The sequence below is a fragment of the Homoserinimonas sp. A447 genome, from assembly GCF_054489325.1.
The window spans coordinates 110926-126160 of sequence record NZ_JBTMWW010000001.1 but is presented as its reverse complement, the minus strand read 5'-3'; the positions used below and the strand labels follow the sequence as shown (position 1 = coordinate 126160).

The 15235-nt window shown below is 58.0% G+C and carries 13 protein-coding genes; 4 read left to right on the top strand and 9 right to left on the bottom strand.

Annotated elements, in window-relative coordinates:
* The first annotated feature begins 1 nt into the window (after position 1).
* Both ACX3O0_RS00610 and ACX3O0_RS00605 read left to right on the top strand, forming a co-directional pair.
* Complete coding sequence (locus ACX3O0_RS00610; protein WP_459108422.1) at positions 2-1066, top strand: UDP-N-acetylglucosamine 2-epimerase; 1065 nt, start codon at positions 2-4, stop codon at positions 1064-1066.
* A gap of 37 nt (positions 1067-1103) precedes the next feature.
* Positions 1104-2378 carry an oligosaccharide flippase family protein gene (locus ACX3O0_RS00605; protein ID WP_459106417.1) on the top strand — a complete coding sequence of 425 codons (1275 nt, stop codon included), beginning with the start codon at positions 1104-1106 and terminating at the stop codon, positions 2376-2378.
* Between the two features lie 10 nt (positions 2379-2388).
* Here ACX3O0_RS00605 and ACX3O0_RS00600 read toward each other — a convergent pair whose 3' ends face one another.
* From ACX3O0_RS00600 to ACX3O0_RS00590, 3 genes are all read right to left on the bottom strand, one after another.
* A complete protein-coding gene (locus tag ACX3O0_RS00600) occupies positions 2389-2754 on the bottom strand; it encodes a DUF2304 family protein (RefSeq protein WP_459106416.1) in 366 nt (121 codons plus the stop codon).
* Positions 2751-3485, bottom strand: a complete 735-nt coding sequence (locus ACX3O0_RS00595; RefSeq protein WP_459106415.1) for a glycosyltransferase family 2 protein — start codon at positions 3483-3485, stop codon at positions 2751-2753. Before ACX3O0_RS00595 ends, ACX3O0_RS00600 begins: the two co-directional genes overlap by 4 nt.
* Before the next feature lie 335 nt (positions 3486-3820).
* Positions 3821-4795, bottom strand: coding sequence for a glycosyltransferase family 2 protein (locus tag ACX3O0_RS00590; RefSeq protein ID WP_459106414.1), 975 nt, complete (start codon positions 4793-4795; stop codon positions 3821-3823).
* Between the two features lie 73 nt (positions 4796-4868).
* On the opposite strand from ACX3O0_RS00590, the gene ACX3O0_RS00585 reads away from it, so the two are divergent.
* Entirely contained in the window at positions 4869-5444 is a 576-nt protein-coding gene (locus ACX3O0_RS00585; protein WP_459106413.1) for an acyltransferase, read from the top strand.
* 10 nt (positions 5445-5454) lie between these two features.
* On the opposite strand, the gene ACX3O0_RS00580 is transcribed toward ACX3O0_RS00585, so the two are convergent.
* From ACX3O0_RS00580 to ACX3O0_RS00570, 3 genes are all read right to left on the bottom strand, one after another.
* On the bottom strand, positions 5455-7008 hold the full coding sequence (locus tag ACX3O0_RS00580) for a glycosyltransferase family 2 protein (protein WP_459106412.1): 1554 nt from the start codon (positions 7006-7008) through the stop codon (positions 5455-5457).
* The gene (locus ACX3O0_RS00575) at positions 7005-7406 is read right to left on the bottom strand and encodes a hypothetical protein (RefSeq protein WP_459106411.1); all 402 of its coding nucleotides are present in this window, start codon (positions 7404-7406) and stop codon (positions 7005-7007) included. The genes ACX3O0_RS00580 and ACX3O0_RS00575 overlap by 4 nt, the downstream gene beginning before the upstream one ends.
* A gap of 110 nt (positions 7407-7516) precedes the next feature.
* Positions 7517-10000, bottom strand: coding sequence for a glycosyltransferase (locus tag ACX3O0_RS00570; protein WP_459106410.1), 2484 nt, complete (start codon positions 9998-10000; stop codon positions 7517-7519).
* 140 nt (positions 10001-10140) lie between these two features.
* Between ACX3O0_RS00570 and ACX3O0_RS00565 the strand changes: the two genes are divergently transcribed.
* Positions 10141-11388: a glycosyltransferase family protein gene (locus tag ACX3O0_RS00565; RefSeq protein ID WP_459106409.1), complete on the top strand. Its 1248-nt coding sequence runs from the start codon at positions 10141-10143 to the stop codon at positions 11386-11388.
* On the opposite strand, the gene ACX3O0_RS00560 is transcribed toward ACX3O0_RS00565, so the two are convergent.
* The 3 genes from ACX3O0_RS00560 to ACX3O0_RS00550 form a co-directional block, all read right to left on the bottom strand.
* Positions 11385-13529, bottom strand: a complete 2145-nt coding sequence (locus tag ACX3O0_RS00560) for an LGFP repeat-containing protein (protein ID WP_459106408.1) — start codon at positions 13527-13529, stop codon at positions 11385-11387. The genes ACX3O0_RS00565 and ACX3O0_RS00560 overlap by 4 nt on opposite strands.
* Positions 13530-13745: 216 nt before the next feature.
* On the bottom strand, positions 13746-14606 hold the full coding sequence (gene rfbA, locus ACX3O0_RS00555) for a glucose-1-phosphate thymidylyltransferase RfbA (RefSeq protein WP_459106407.1): 861 nt from the start codon (positions 14604-14606) through the stop codon (positions 13746-13748).
* Entirely contained in the window at positions 14606-15217 is a 612-nt protein-coding gene (locus ACX3O0_RS00550) for a dTDP-4-dehydrorhamnose 3,5-epimerase family protein (protein WP_459106406.1), read from the bottom strand. The genes rfbA and ACX3O0_RS00550 overlap by 1 nt, the downstream gene beginning before the upstream one ends.
* Positions 15218-15235 lie beyond the last annotated feature (18 nt).

Genomic DNA, 15235 nt, shown 5'->3' with positions numbered 1-15235 from the left:
CGTGTTCATCTACGGCACCACGGCAGAGGCCATCAAGCTCGCGCCGGTCGCGCGTCGGCTGGAGGCGCGGGGCATCGCGTACGAGAGCTGGACGACGAACCAGCACACGCATGCCCTTATGAAGATCATCCCCGAGCTTGGGCTAAACAAGCCATCGCGCGTCATCGTAGACGGGGTGGACGGTGAACCGCTGCGCAGCTCGAGCGACGCCATTCGCTGGCTGTTGCGAATCGCGTCCTGGTTGCGGAAGAACAGGTCCACGCTTCGAAAGACATTGCCGAGTAATACGGTAATCGTTGTGCACGGCGACACGATGACAAGCGTCGTCGGCGCATGGATCGCCCGTCGCCTGAAAGTCGAATGCGCCCATGTGGAGGCGGGGCTCCGCTCGGGTAATTGGCGCCACCCCTTCCCGGAAGAACTCGATCGTCGGATCGTCGGAAAGCTCGCCGACGTGCACTACACACCATCTGAGGAGGCGACCGCCAACCTCACCTCCAGGAAGAACGTCGTCTTCACCCACGGCAATACGGCAATCGATGCGGTGCTCGACCAGGTCGACGACTCCTCGGACTCTGAGAGCCCCTATGGCGTCTCCCTGCTGCACCGGTTCGAGTTCCTTTCCAACCGCGCGCTGGTTGAAGAGACCCTCGCCACGATTGCAGTCCAGAGCCCGCATCCGGTCAAGTTCTTCGTCGACGCTTTCGCCAAGGAGGTCCTGGCGGATGTGCTACCAAAGGCGGACAAGAACAAGATCCAAATTCAAAACAAGCAGAACCATGAGCAATTCATTTCCACCCTCCGGGGAGCGGAGTTCATTGTCACCGACTCCGGAGGAATCCAGGCAGAGTCGGCCCTTCTTGGAACACCCACCCTGATTCATCGCAAAGCAACAGAGCAGCGCGAGGGCCTTGGTGAGAATATCTTGTTATCCGAGTGGCGCAGCGACCGCCTCTCGGACTTCCTGGCAAACTACGGGCAGTACCGTCGGTCGCCTGCCAGACCAGAGCATTCGCCGGCCGACATCATCGTAGAAGACTTGGTCAGCCGCGGATTCGCGAAATGACGTCGACCTCGCGGGTCGACGCGGACAGGTAGACGTCATGACCGCACCGATTCGGACCGGCTTGTTCTCCCAGCATGGCAAGGCGCTCTTCGAGATCGGCCTTGCCAGCGGTCTGGGCATCATCGCGTCCGCCGGTTTCCAGGTAGTGGCGACGCGCGGGCTCGGCCCGGAGTCGTTTGGACTGCTCGCCGCGTTTCTCGCGCTCATCAATATCGCGTCGATTGGTAGCTCCGCGTTGCGGAACTCGGTCGCCGTCGCCATGGCCGAGTCTCTTACCAAACCGTTCGACCCCCCTTCACGGCGGCGATGGCTCGATAGCTCCATGGTTGAGGCGCTCGTGCTCGGCGGAGCATGCACGGTCGGCGTCTTGCTGGCTTCGCCATGGCTGGCATCATCAATCGAGTCGAATGTGGTCGCGCTAATCCTCACTGCGGCCACGGTCACACCGTATTTCCTGTTCTCTCGGTCCCTCGGCCTTTTGCAAGGCACCGGCGACTCGCGCTCCGTTGTCTGGTGGTCTACGGGCGCTCAGTTAGCTCAACTTGCACTCGCTCTCGTCGCCCTCGCGCTCGGCTATGACGCGATCGGTATCCTCGTCGTGTTCTTGATCACCGTCATCCTCGGCACCATCGGGTCGACGTATCACGCACGAAGATTAACGATCACGCCGCAACGAAGACCGTTCTCGGTGAGCAGCACGGTGGTTCTGCTGCTGACGATCGCTTTCGCCTGGCTCACGAATGTCGACGTAATTTTGGTCCGCACAGGTGCGTCGGAACTGGTCGCCGGTTCGTTCGCCGCGGCTGCAGTTCTGGTCAAGACAACCCTAATTCTGCCTGCCACCCTGTCGCTCTACTTGCTTCCGCGGTTCGTGAGCAGTCGCGGAAACCACGCCTTGACGAAGCTAGGAGTCAATCTGACCCTCGCAGTGACCTTCGCTGGCGGGCTGGTGATCTTCCTGACGCTGCTCCTCGCCGGCGAGCTGATCGTGGCAATCCTGTTCGGACCGGGCTATGAGCTGACAGTCGGGTTCTTGCCTGCTCTGGCGCTGATGTGGTTGCCGTGGGCGATGACTCAGGCGGTACTGGTGCGCATTACCTCCTTCGCGTCCAAGGCGGGCCTGACCCTCATGCTTCTGGCCGCAGTTGTCCAGTGGGTGGGCTCCGTCGCGTTGCTGCCCGATGTCACGGCGATGATCATCCTCAACGGATCCCTCGGAATAGTCGCCCTGTTTTCGCTGTACGGAATCCACCTGTATGCAGTTCGACATGACCAACGGGTGGCAGAGCGCATGCCACCCCAGATCGGTTGACCCTCGACGGCTACGGCTTTTCGGGTTGGCGTATCTTGTAATCGCGCAGCTCAAGCTCGATGATCGCCACCCGCTCGGCCAGGATGCGCGTCTTACTCTCTAGTCTCGTCAGTTCTGCACTGTGCTGCAGGCACACCAGAAAGAGGAGGGCGACGCTTACAAAGAACACGAGATTGATGGGCACCACGATGCCGACAAGCGACGCCGCCCAGGTCAGGGTCTCCGGGAATACACCAGCCACCAAGGCGAACACACCGGCGACAAGCCACCAGATGGCGTGACGCTCCCGAAGACGACCGCGTCTGAGCAGCTCGATGACAACGATCAGAACCAGTACGGCTGCTGCAATTCCGAATATGTAGCTCGTCAGGCTCACGATGTTTCCCTTGCCCGGTAGCTCGAAGGTGGCCGGATGAATGCGAAAACGAGTGCGAGGACAACGCGACCCAAATATATTGCCGCTTTGAGGGGGTTGTGAGACGGCACTCCCCCCGTCCGCGTGCGCATGGCAACTGGGATCTGGCGAATCACCAAGCCAGATCGGGAGGCGATGACCAGCGCTTCAATGGTGTCACCGAGGTACTCGGCCGGGTAGTGCTCGGCGAACAGCGACACTGCGCGAGGGCCGGATGCACGGAACCCTGAAGTGGTATCGGTCAGCTTGGTTCGGGACGTGCGACTCAATACGGCCGCCAGGACGCTCATCGCCCATTGGCGCGGGCCCCGCACCGTGTAGTCGCCTTCTCCTGCGAAGCGTGCGCCCAGCACCAAATCGGCGGACTCGAGGCCCTCCAGCAGGCGGGCTACTCCCTCCGGGTCATGTTGGCCATCGGCATCGATCTGGATGACGTTGTCGAATCCGTTCTCCAGGGCATAGCGGAATCCCACGCGCATCGCTCCCCCGACTCCGAGGTTGAAAGGGAGCGTCGCGACTTTGGCGCCGGCGCTCCTCGCGATTCTTGTAGTCCCATCCAGCGATCCGTCGTCGACAACGAGAACGGTGACTCCCGGAGCCTTCTCCTGCACTTCGCGCACGATGTCCCCAACCGACGCCTCTTCGTTGAACGCCGGCATCACCACGAGGGTGCGAAGGGAGGCAGGGGGCATTCCGCAATCGTATCAATCAGAGCTTTGGGAATTGCGGACGCAAGCCGCGCGGGCGAGCAGCTGTAGGGCGGCCCGGGTGCAACCATGCTGCTCGTGTCTACAGGGTCAGCGCACTAGTGCCGCATGTTGCTCCGCGGGTTCTTGCGGAGCGCGCTACCGGGCAGCCACTCTTCGCGCCAAGCGATGTGAGTGTTTTTCAACGGCCCCATAGAAAAGAGACGGCCCGCCGCCAGACTCAGAACCGCCTTCCCCTGGCTCAATTGCCAGTGGCGTAGTGGGCGGAAACCAGCGCCAGGGACCAATGAGTGCGCGCAGTAAATAGCTGGAACTAGCATCTAGCGGGCAGGCTGGAGAAGGTCGCGAAGTATGTCCAGCCGTGCCCTGCTCGAAAATCGCTCGTAGTTCCCGGTCGTTGCTTCCCTCAGTACTCTGCCGATACGCATCAATCGATTCTCAGGGAGGTTAGCCCGCAATGACTCGTGCGCGTATTTCTGCGCAACCAGGCTGACAATCCGATCCCCAAGGTTCAAATCCACCATCCTGTCCAGAAGTGCGGTAGCGCGCTCAGCAAGGACTCTATTGCGGTCTTCTCGAGGTTCGAGGATGCGGCCCACCTTGTACCAGAAAGTGGGAGCTGACGCGCCGATCTGGTTCGAATCATGCTGGCGATAGTCGATCTGCTGTTCGGGCATCCAATCGATCTCCCCTGTTGCGGAGGCGATCATTGCCAGCCATTCGTCGTGCAACCAGAGCGGGTCGAACGGCACTGCGTCCGATAGCAACTCCTGCCTAAATGCTGTTGTTGCACCTGTCACGAGGTTCCTGCGGAGCAGAGTCGAGAATGCCTTCCCCGAGCGAATCGCCCGGAGATCCTTGACATTTATTTCGAGTGCGTCGAACAATGACAACCCGAGCGGCTCCCCCGTCTCATCCACGAGACGAGCATCTGAGAACACTAGTTTCAGGTGAGGGTTTGCCGCGAACTTAGCTATAACGCTCTCCATTCTTGACGGACCCCAGATATCGTCTTGGTCGCATAATGCGATGATCTCACTGCTGCATGCGGTGACCGCTTGCTCAAAGTTCTTCGTCACACCGAGCGGGGTCGAGTTTTGTAAGAGCACTAGTCTGGGTGCCGAATCGCGAAACTCCTCCCAAATGCGATTCACGATCTCAATCGTCTCGTCACTTGACGCGTCATCTGAGACGATCACTTCGGATGGCAATTTCGTCTGAGAAAGGATGCTGCGAAGTTGGTGACCTAGATATTTGGCGCCATTGTGGGTGCAGAGTGCGACGGAGAACTTCACTCTGAACCAAAGTTTTCTACACAACCCATTTTCGGCACGTCACAAGCCTACTGGCGTAATAGGCTCTTTCATCATGAGCAGCGTTGTCACCTCAAACAATGGCCGGATACGCCGTGTTGCCACCAGAAACATGCGCTACATGCGTCGCACATGGCACGACATTTTGGTGAATGGAATCCTCGCGTCCGCAATCGTACCGAAGGAGCGACGAGCTCATCTGCTGTGGCGAGCCGGGTTGGACGTGCGAGGTGCTCGCATCCTGCGAGGGTGTGTTTTTGGCTCGAGACTTATTGAAATATCGTTCGGCGCTTTCGTTAACGAAGGGGTCATCTTCGATGGCAACGACCTGGTGAAGATCGGGCGGGCTGCCATAGGGCCGGGAACCCGATTTATCACGAGCACGCATGAAATAGGACCGGCAGACTTTAGGGCAGGTATATTGCGCACCGGTCCGATTACTGTCGAAGATGGCGCCTGGATCGGGGCTGGTGCGATACTGCTGCCGGGTGTAAATATAGGGCGCGGTAGTATCGTTGCGGCTGGCTCGGTCGTCACCCGCGATGTGCCGGCCCATTCGCTGCATGGAGGGATACCGGCCCGCTTGTTGCGGCAGCTCACTCAGGATCCAGCTCCGGAGCGAGCCCAGTAGCGAAGAGTAGTCAGCTTATGTAAGGGTCCCGCTCAGGGACTCCCCATCGGGCTCGCACGGCCTCGACTTCCCAGGTGCGAACCTTCCCCTCCCTGGTCTTCGACTCGAAGTGATACAACTGCACGCCGTTTAACCATACGAGCCGGTAGCCGCAAGATTTGACCTTCATGCTCAGGTCGACATCGTTGAAATTTCCCGGTAGGCCCTCGTTGAAGCCACCGACTTCCGCGAAGACCTGGCGTCGCATTCCGATGAACGCGGCGGTAAGCCCTGACACCTCCCTATCGACGTGGAGAACCGAAAACGGCCCGGGGTCTCCTCGGCGCGCGCTAAGCATATAGGCGTGCAAGTATCCGCGATCCGCATAACGGTGACCTGCATGTTGGAGAGTGCCATCTTCAAAGAAAAGGTAGGCGCCGGTCATCCCTACCGAGTGGTCCGACAATGGCGCTACCAGGTTTTCAATCGGTCGCTCGGAGATCGCCTGGACGTCATCATTCATCATCACCACGTACTCGCCCTGGCTGGCGATGAAGCCAGCGTTACACTTCTCGCTGAAATTGAACGGACGGTCATAGGGCACGAGGACTAATTTGTCGCCTGCCACTGCGCTTAGTTCGTCAAGCACGTTAGCGGGCGTGTCCGTGTCGTGAACTACAACGAACTCAATCCGTTCATGGCTGCTCATCGCGAGCACAGACCGAATCGCTTCCACAACAAACGCCCTGGCCGTACCGAACACCACACCAGAGGAACCCTTGGTTGGTATAACCACGCTAATGGTGGCGTCTTTATCCAACGGACGAGAAATGGCGTACGTCCCTGGTACAGGGCCCTTGTCCGCAGACGCCGAACTGCCGATTCGTGCCAAGTGCGCGTTCACAGCACGCACGCCAGCATCCCATGCATAAGGCTTGGCACCCGCCGTCGAAGCGGTGGAACCTCCATGGGCCCTCCAGAGGTATAGCACTTCTGGTACATGGTGGATCACCCGCGCCTTCTCCGACACCCGCAGGACTAAATCGTGGTCCTGTGATCCGTCGTATTCAGAACGGAATCCCCCTACCTGCCGAACGAGTTCTGTGCGAAGCACCGAAAGATGACCGGTGTACATTTGGCCGCGAAATCTTTCAGGAGACCACATTGGCTTGCGGAAGGTTTCAAACCGATAACCGAATTCGTCAACCTTTTCCTCATCTGTATACAGATAGTCAATCTCAGGATCAGCCTCAATGGCCTCTGCCACTGTTCTGAGAGCTCCGGGGAGGAGGAGGTCGTCATGATCCAAGAGGGCGATAAAGTTGCCTGTTGCCGCCGCGATCCCATCGTTCGATGCCGACGAGATTCCGCCGTTAGTTGTCCGGGTGATTACCCGGATCCTTGGCTCCTTTTGCGAAGCATTAGCAAGAAAACGCGACAAGATCTCGTCCTCGGAACAGTCATCAACAAGAATGAGTTCCCAAAACGGCCACCCTTGGCGAACCACAGAGCGGATCATCTTTTTGAGATAGCGAATAGGCGTACGGTAGACCGGCGTCACCACCGAGAACAGCGGCTGGCTCACCTTTGACGGGTCTTTGACTTGAGGAATATCGCCGGCGCAAGAATTAATCGACCTGCTCGCCAGGTAGCGGACGCCTTTAACGCAGCCACTTCGTCATCGGTTTCTTCGCCAAATTTTCCGAGCCGGAGCTTATGCAGAAGTTGCTCTCGTTGGTCCTCAAGCTTGTCGATGCGACGAAACGCCTCACCTATTGGCGTTGTCTTCATGGCATTCAACTCAGTTTCCGCAGTGGCCAGTTGCGCAGACAACCCAAATATTCTTTCCCGCTCTAGCAACGCAAGAGTCTGGAGTTGCTTCACCTTCGCAACCAGTTCATCTCGGTCAGAATTGTCGGTTGGGACCCAGGCAATTACCGCCCATGACTCATCAACCTCGTCGGCGACATCTCCTTGCGACAAGATTTAGCACTCCTAATTGTTCGTGTGTTGATCGACGCCATTGTAGGCATCTCCGCAGGGAGAAGATTGTGAGCTGCCACTTTTTGAGGCTGCCGCCCGTAGGGCAGTGCCTAACGCACGCCCTGGTGACGACGGCGGCGGGCAGCGTAGCGTTCTAATACCGCACCGAGCCCGCCGTGGCGAAGATAGTAAGCCGCTCTCTGAAGGTCACGCAGCAGCCCGCTTTGTGCTCGCTTACGAGGCTTGCTCTGAGCAAAGACGTCGCGTCGGCTGGCTTCCATCGGGATTCGATCCGCAGCATGTGCAGGAGCGCGGCAGAACTCGACAAGGGGATCCAGAGCTTTCGCCCAATAGAAATCACGACTAGCCTCACCGACCCGCTCTCGGAACTCGCTTGCGCCCGCCACACTATAGAGAACGGACTCTATCGCCTTGGCAAGAGCGTCGACATCACGCTCATGTACCACCGCGCCTAGGTCACGCTTCTCAACGAGGTCAGCGAACGAGTCACCCTCGGTTGTGATGATTGGCAATCCAGCCCATAGGTAGTCCAGTATCCTGGTGCGAAACGAATATGTAGTTTCTACGTGATCAAAGTGCGTTGAAACTCCTGCGTCGGCTTCCAACAAATAATTTTGGCGATCCGCGTATTCAACCCATGAGTCGTTGAAGAACACCGACACGTTGGTAATGCCCAGTTCGTCCGCGAGCCGACGCGCGTTTCCGACGGCAGCCATTTCCGGAACAGCAGGATTTGGATGCTTTGTTCCCATGAAGAACAACCGAAGGTCATGCCGAGTTGCACTTACCTTGGCGACAGCGCGAATAAGCGTTTCTGGGTCAAACCAATCGTAAAGACCACCGGCCCAGATGATGATCTTGTCTTTTTCCGATATCCCCGGGATAACTCCTCGCAGAGCGGCTCGGGTTTTGATTGGTGGCTCCGATGGGATCCCAAATGGCGCAATCGCCAAAAGGTTCGACAAGTTGCTGTCCGCCGAATACGTGTGCGGGTTAACTCGGCCGACGGAAGCCAACTGGCCATGCCAAAAATGCTTCTGCCTCTCGCTTGCGCAGACGAAAAAGTCACCCAGGGCCAACTGGTGGTTCAATGTGTCATTCGCATCGGAAACCCGCTTCTCCCAGTCGGCCATGTTGCGACTTCGAGCCTGCTCCAACTGCTCGAGATGCATCGGGTCGTACAGGTCGATGACGAGAATCTTCTTCGTGTTTTCAAGAACAGGGAATTGCGTTAGGGCATATCCCTGAAGGATTATGACGTCGGCCCATTGTTCATGTGCTCGCATGGCGCGTGGGTTGTATGGCGAGACTGTGTGAACAGTGAAGTTATTGTCTGTTGGCACACTCTTAGCGGTGCTGATCAGGCGCACCTCGTTTTCCTTGGACAGCTCAATTGCCATGTTCCAAGCACGAATGGCAGGGCCAGCCATCTTTTCACCCAACGGGTCACCGGTGATCACGACAACGCGATTTTGTCCACTCTCACTGAGCGCACGGGTATGAGAGACAATTTTCTCATAGCCGGAGAGATAAGACTCGATTGGAAACGCGGGTTCATCTGTATTTCCGAACAGCTTCCGAAGTTCCCGGTCCGTGCGCTGCCGAGACGACTGGATTCTTTCACGGTCAATCGCCAACTTGGGAAGGTTTTCGACGACTTCATCGATGGCAAACAGTCCAGCGAGAGCCCCGAACGAAACATCCGCTGATTTTGCATCATTTGCCTTGCGTATGTCGAGGTCACTGGAATCGAGGCCACCTCTCGCGACGGCTCGGCGAGCCGCCAAGAGTAACGCCGGTGCGAATTGTTCGCTAAGAGACCTGTCATCCAGGTTCTTGAACAATGTGTAGAGTGCGTTTCGCTCCAGGAGGAACAACTCGTGGTGGTCGTCGAACTTTTCCATCGAGGCATGGTGCTTGTGGTACGCCACCGACGCGGGCTGAAACCTGAATCGATGTCCGAGAAGGTTCAACCGCCACCCGAAGTCGACATCCTCGTAGAACATGAAGTACTTCTCGTCAAAACCCGAAAGTTCGTCGAATAGTTCTGCACGAACAAACATGGCTGCGCCGGTGCCGAAAAGTACATCCCGTTCGACATCCCATTGCCCTCGGTCGACCTCTCCGGTGTGGGCCTTGTACCCCATCCCGTACCAAGTCAGCGACGCGTCGACGAAATCGGCGCGCACGCCCTCCCAGTCCAAGACCTTGCTTGCTACCGCACCGATGGATCGACTAGTGGCAAACGTATCCATCGCGGTGGAAATCCACGCTGGGTCGGGACGTGCATCGTTGTTTAGGAATGCAACAAATTCGCCGCTCGATTTGCTCACACCGAGGTTGCAGCCCCCTGCAAAACCCAGGTTCGACTTCGAAGGCACAAGGGTAATCGCATTTCCAAGTGAACTCAGCCGCTCAATGCTGTCATCGCCGGATCCGTTTTCAACGACAATGATTTCGATCAGGTCAGCGGGCCAATCGAGCTTCTGTAGCTCCCTCACACACTCGATTGTGTCAGTGGCGCCACGGAAATTGACCAGAACGACCGATACAACACCGTTGCGACGTCTCATCTGGCCCCTAACCTTTTGCTATAAACAACTGACCAAGTCTACCAATCGAGAGTTGAGCGCATGTCCCCGAGAATGGGGATACGGGCGGTGATCTACTGATCAGTAGGATTGCTGGAACCGCTACGACCAACTAGGGGCCCATGACCGACCTCGGACGCCGGAAGCACGCGCTGATCACGCAAGGCTTCCTATACAACATTGCCGGCTCAGAGACCGTGGCATACGAAGTCGCCCAATACTTCTCGCGCGAAGGTTACGCCGTCACTGTGGCAACAAACGGATTTAACGAAATGTGGGCCAGAGAATTCGCTGCGCTTCCGCGTACCAAACTCTTTCAGGCTGATGATCCCCAGTTGAAAGCACATTTGGATGCCACGCCACCTACGCTTTCTTGGCTCCAGCACCAATTGATACCTGAAAGTGTGCTGAGGAATCCACCAGAGCTAGTTTTCTTCAACCAAATGTCGGGCGCGCACTCCCTCGAATTTCCATTTTCGACGGCAGTCGTCAGATCCATCGGCACCCTCCTCACCTTCAACGCCGAAGAGATCCTAGAGATCCAACAGGCTTCTGGGATTTTGGACGAGATTGACCACCGACGTCTTGCAGTTTTCGGTAATCCTGCACCCGACGACTTTTTAGCGTCCGGCCCGAAGGTGCGCGGGTTCAGGCGCCTCATGTTCGTGTCCAACCACATCCCCGAAGAGATCGTTGCGGCTGCAGGACAACTTCGCGATAACTACGGTGTCGAACTTCACATGATTGGTCTGGAAGCCTCAAAGTTGGCACGTCCCGAACGCATCTCCCCCGAGATGCTTTCGCAAGCTGACGCAGTCGTTACGATCGGGAAAACAGTGCAGTACGCAATTGCGGCCAGAATCCCCGTGTATTGCTACGACAAGTTTGGTGGCCCAGGATGGCTCGACCAAGCCAACTTCTCACAAGCGCGTAAGTTCAATTTTTCGGGGAGAAGCTTCAGCAGCAAACCGGTTGATCTGATCGTTGATGAGATCGTCCACGGGTACGAGCGAGCTTGCTTCGAAGCCGATGCACTGCACGAGCTTTTTGCCTCGTCGCTCACTATGTCTACGGTCATGCCAAGCCTATTGCGAAGAGCCAGTGAGATCGGCTCACCAACCTACGCGCTTTCTGAAAGTCAAATACAAGGTCACTTACACGCACAGTCCAGTATCGGAAGTTTCGTGAGGATAGCTGCGTGGAACGAGCAGAAAGTCGAGGGCATCGAAGGGGAGTCTCGGAAAATAAAGGACAGGCTGCGAAGGATCGAAGCTTCACCAAGTTTCAAACTCGCCCAGAAGATCTCACGGATTTCGCACAAGGTTCGACTCGCTCAGGAGCGCCTTGCACGTGGAGTACGGCGACGTTAGAGAATACGGCCGCCGCTCGCTGCCGAGTGCTCGATAGTGCCGTTTTGAAAGGTCTGGGTGCACAGGTCTGCGACACAGCTCATTATGCCGGTTGGCCACCCAAGAGCGCCGATCGTACCTCCCACTGAGTTGTAGAATTCGCGTACGCCGCCGCTCAACGCGAAGGTACCGGCCGCGCTAGAGGCGAAAGCGGCGTTCTCGAACCCCTGGACGGTTCCCCCGCCATTCGCCGAGAACGCAATAATGCCTGTAACCGGCCACCCGATTGAGCTGCCAGGTCCGCCTTGCGATACATAGGCCGAAGCGATTTCGCCGACACTGTATGCGCCACCCTTGGTCGCGGACCAGAACACCTGGCCATTTTGGAACACTTGTGAGCACAGCCCATCTCCGCATGCTTGAGAAGCCTTCGGCCATCCGAGCACTCCCGCTGTGCCACCGATCGCGTTGTAGTAGGCCCGAATATCCCCGGTCACCACATGTGCCCCAGCCAAACTCGAAGCCAACGCGCCATTCGTGAATCCTTGGACTTGTCCGCCGCCATTGGCCGCAAAGCCGATTATCCCAGTCGTCGGCCAGCCGAGGGAGCCGCTTGGTCCCCCTAGAGATTCATATGCCTTTGCGATCGTACCTGCGGTGTAGGCGCTACCTCGAGTCTGCGACCAGTACGCCATACCCGCCTGGAACGGTTGGCTGCATTCACCGTCAGCAGCACAACTTCCCTCGCCTACTGGCCAGCCGAGAGCGCCTGTGGTGCCACCTGCTGCGTTGTAGGAGGCGCGAAGATTTCCCGTAAGCGGCCATGCGGCACCATCGCTCGGCCCGGCGATTGCACCAGCTTCGAACGCTTGAACTATTCCGCCACCATTGGAAGAAAACTGAATTGGGTCAGTAAGAGGAAAGCCCAAGTGTCCCGTGGGACCACCGTTTGCGCTGTAGCTGTCATGGACTGCCGGTGTGAGATACCTCCCCACCGAACCCCGAAGATACGTCGTTCCGCCAGTGAAGCTCTGCGTGCAGTATCCCGCCCCGCAAGTCTGCTCCCCGCTTGGCCAGCCGAGAACTCCGGCCAGACCACCCGTGGTGCTGAAGTAGGTGCGCATTGCACCGGTCAACGAATGAGTCCCATTCTCCGCTGTGGAAGTGATCGCGCCGCCTGCAAAGCCCTGGACAACACCGCCGCCGTGTACTGCCACCGAGTTAGGGTCCGTTGCTGGCCAGCCGAACCTGCCGCCTATTCCACCCTCACTCCCGAAATACGCCCTAATCTCTCCCATTACGGGGAAGGCCCCACGCGATTGCGACCAGGCGATCGCTCCGTTCTCGTAAGCCTGAACCAACCCCCCGCCGTTTGCCGCGATACTGGCTGGCTCGCCTACAGCGGCACCAAGCGCGCCTGCAGCTCCGCCCCACCGCGCGTACGCTTCGTCGATCTTGATGGTTCCAGAGAATCCGATCGGGCCGAACCAGTCGGTGTAGAAGAACCAGAAGTTTCGGTTGCCGTACGATCCACATGGAGCGGTGCCGGGATACGCCGCAATAGCCGCCGCGTTGGGCTGGTACGGCGTGTAGTTATACAGAGCGGCCGTGGCCCAGCTCTGAATGTTCAATGTTGACCCACCGCACGCAGGGTCGGTCGAATACGCCACATACTCGCTGCCGACCTGATAACGGAAGTTGTTAAAGCGCTGCTGGTAGAACCGGAACTGAAGCGACGCCATGTAGAGCTGATTTCCGAGACCGTAGTGGGTCTCATTGCACGCTGCAGTGTCTGGGCAGCCATACCCCATCGCCGCCAAAACCTCGTTACCGAAGCTCGACTTAAGAATCAGCCCCTGCTCCTTCTGCATCGTGACAAGAAGAACCTTCGCCGAAACGTTGCAAGCCTTCTGCGCGCGGAAGACGATCGTGGAAGCTAGAAGCGATGTGCCGCCTTGGAATGCTTCGCAGTAGACAAGCCCAGGAATATCGACGGAGGGCCTCGCCGGCCGGCTCGTCACGTCGCTACGGTAAGTTGCGAGGCCGCTTCCCTTTGCCGCGAGGAAAGCCTGGATCTCAGCTTCAGTCATAGCGTTGCCGTTGTAAAAGTCCGCGTCGCTAATGATGTGGTTGGGATTGAAGTCGGCGCCGTTTGCTGCCACTGCCGACGGTTGCGGGCCCACGACAACTAGCCCCGACACAACGATCGCGAGAGCAGCGACCCAGACCACGCCTCGTCGCGCTCGACGCATGATCCTATCGATCCCGAAAATCGCCATTCCATCCACCCCATGAATCCCACGCACCGCGCGCCGCTTAACTGTAACGGAGGGTACTTACATTCGAACAGACCGAAGCGGTGCGCCGCGGTTCGGGAGCTAGCCGAGCAAAGCTTGTAAATAACGACCGTAGCCACTCTTGGCAAGTGGCTCAGCCAACCGCGCGAGGCGGGAGTCGTCGATCCAGCCTGCGCGCCAGGCAATCTCCTCAATGCAACCCACCTTGAATCCCTGGCGGTCCTCGATGACACGCACATACTCAGACGCCTGCATCATTGACTCGAACGTGCCGGTGTCCAGCCAGGCGACTCCGCGATCCAGAACCTGCACCTGCAGCTTGCCTGCATCCAGATACCTCTCGTTCACCGTGGAGATTTCCAGCTCCCCCCGGGCGCTTGGCTCGATGGTCTTGGCGATCTCGATCACGTTGTTGTCATAGAAGTACAGTCCGGGCACGGCGTAATTGCTCTTCGGGTTGGCAGGCTTCTCTTCGATCGACTTCGCGATCATGTGCTCATCGAACTCCACGACGCCATACGCGGTCGGATTCGACACGTGGTACGCGAAAATCAAACCGCCTTCGACTTCCTCGTTCTCACGAAGAGACCGGCCGAGGCCCGCGCCGTGGAAGATATTGTCTCCGAGCACCAGCGCGACGCTCTCGTCGCCGATGAACTGCTCACCGATAATGAACGCCTGGGCCAAGCCATCGGGGGATGGTTGGATCGCATACTCAAGTCGGATGCCCAAATCGCTTCCATCACCTAACAGTGCCTGGAATTGCCCGTTGTACTCGGGGGTCGTGATGATCAGGATCTCCCTTATGCCCGCCATCATGAGCGTCGACAGTGGGTAGTAGATCATCGGCTTGTCGTAGATGGGCATGAGCTGCTTGGAAATGCCACGCGTTATCGGCCACAGCCTCGTTCCCGAACCACCAGCCAGAATGATGCCGCGCATTACATCTGCCCCGCATTCAGGGAGTCGTAGAAGACTCGCGCGTCATCCCACGTCGGCAGCAAGCCTCGTGCTGCAGCGTCCGCCAACGTCGGAGCCTCAGTGTCCTTGGGCGACAGTAGAAGCTCGCCAACTTCAGCAGGAAATGCCAATGCCACGTCGGGGTCGAGCGGATTGATACCGTGCTCGCGAGTCGGGCTGTAAGTATCACTGACGAGGTAGCTGACCGTTGCGTCGTCCGTCAAGGCGACGAACGCGTGGCCGAGGCCCTCCCCCAGATAGATTGCGCGACGATCCACATCATCCAGCAGCACGGAATCCCATTGCCCGAACGTGGGCGATCCCACCCTGATGTCGATCACGAAATCGAGGACAGCACCATGGATGGCGGTGACGTACTTGGCCTGGCTGGGCGGAAGATCGGCAAAGTGGATGCCGCGCACCACACCGCGCTTCGAGACTGAAGTGTTCCCCTGTCGCAGGGTCAGGGAATGGCCGACGGCCTTTTCCATGAGGTCATGGCGGTACCACTCAAGGAAGACACCACGATCATCAGCACGCTGAAGCGGGTTGATCTCATAGGCGTCCGGGACTGAAAGTTCGCGAATCTGCACGACGACGATCCTACCCGG

What these genes read in the sequence shown, in the direction of transcription:
- ACX3O0_RS00565 (WP_459106409.1), top strand. Translation starts at nt 10,141, where the DNA reads ATGACCGACCTCGGACGCCGGAAGCACGCGCTGATCACGCAAGGCTTC.
- ACX3O0_RS00570 (WP_459106410.1), bottom strand. Translation starts at nt 10,000, where the DNA reads ATGAGACGTCGCAACGGTGTTGTATCGGTCGTTCTGGTCAATTTCCGT.
- ACX3O0_RS00585 (WP_459106413.1), top strand. Translation starts at nt 4,869, where the DNA reads ATGAGCAGCGTTGTCACCTCAAACAATGGCCGGATACGCCGTGTTGCC.
- ACX3O0_RS00595 (WP_459106415.1), bottom strand. Translation starts at nt 3,485, where the DNA reads ATGCCCCCTGCCTCCCTTCGCACCCTCGTGGTGATGCCGGCGTTCAAC.
- ACX3O0_RS00605 (WP_459106417.1), top strand. Translation starts at nt 1,104, where the DNA reads ATGACCGCACCGATTCGGACCGGCTTGTTCTCCCAGCATGGCAAGGCG.
- rfbA (WP_459106407.1), bottom strand. Translation starts at nt 14,606, where the DNA reads ATGCGCGGCATCATTCTGGCTGGTGGTTCGGGAACGAGGCTGTGGCCG.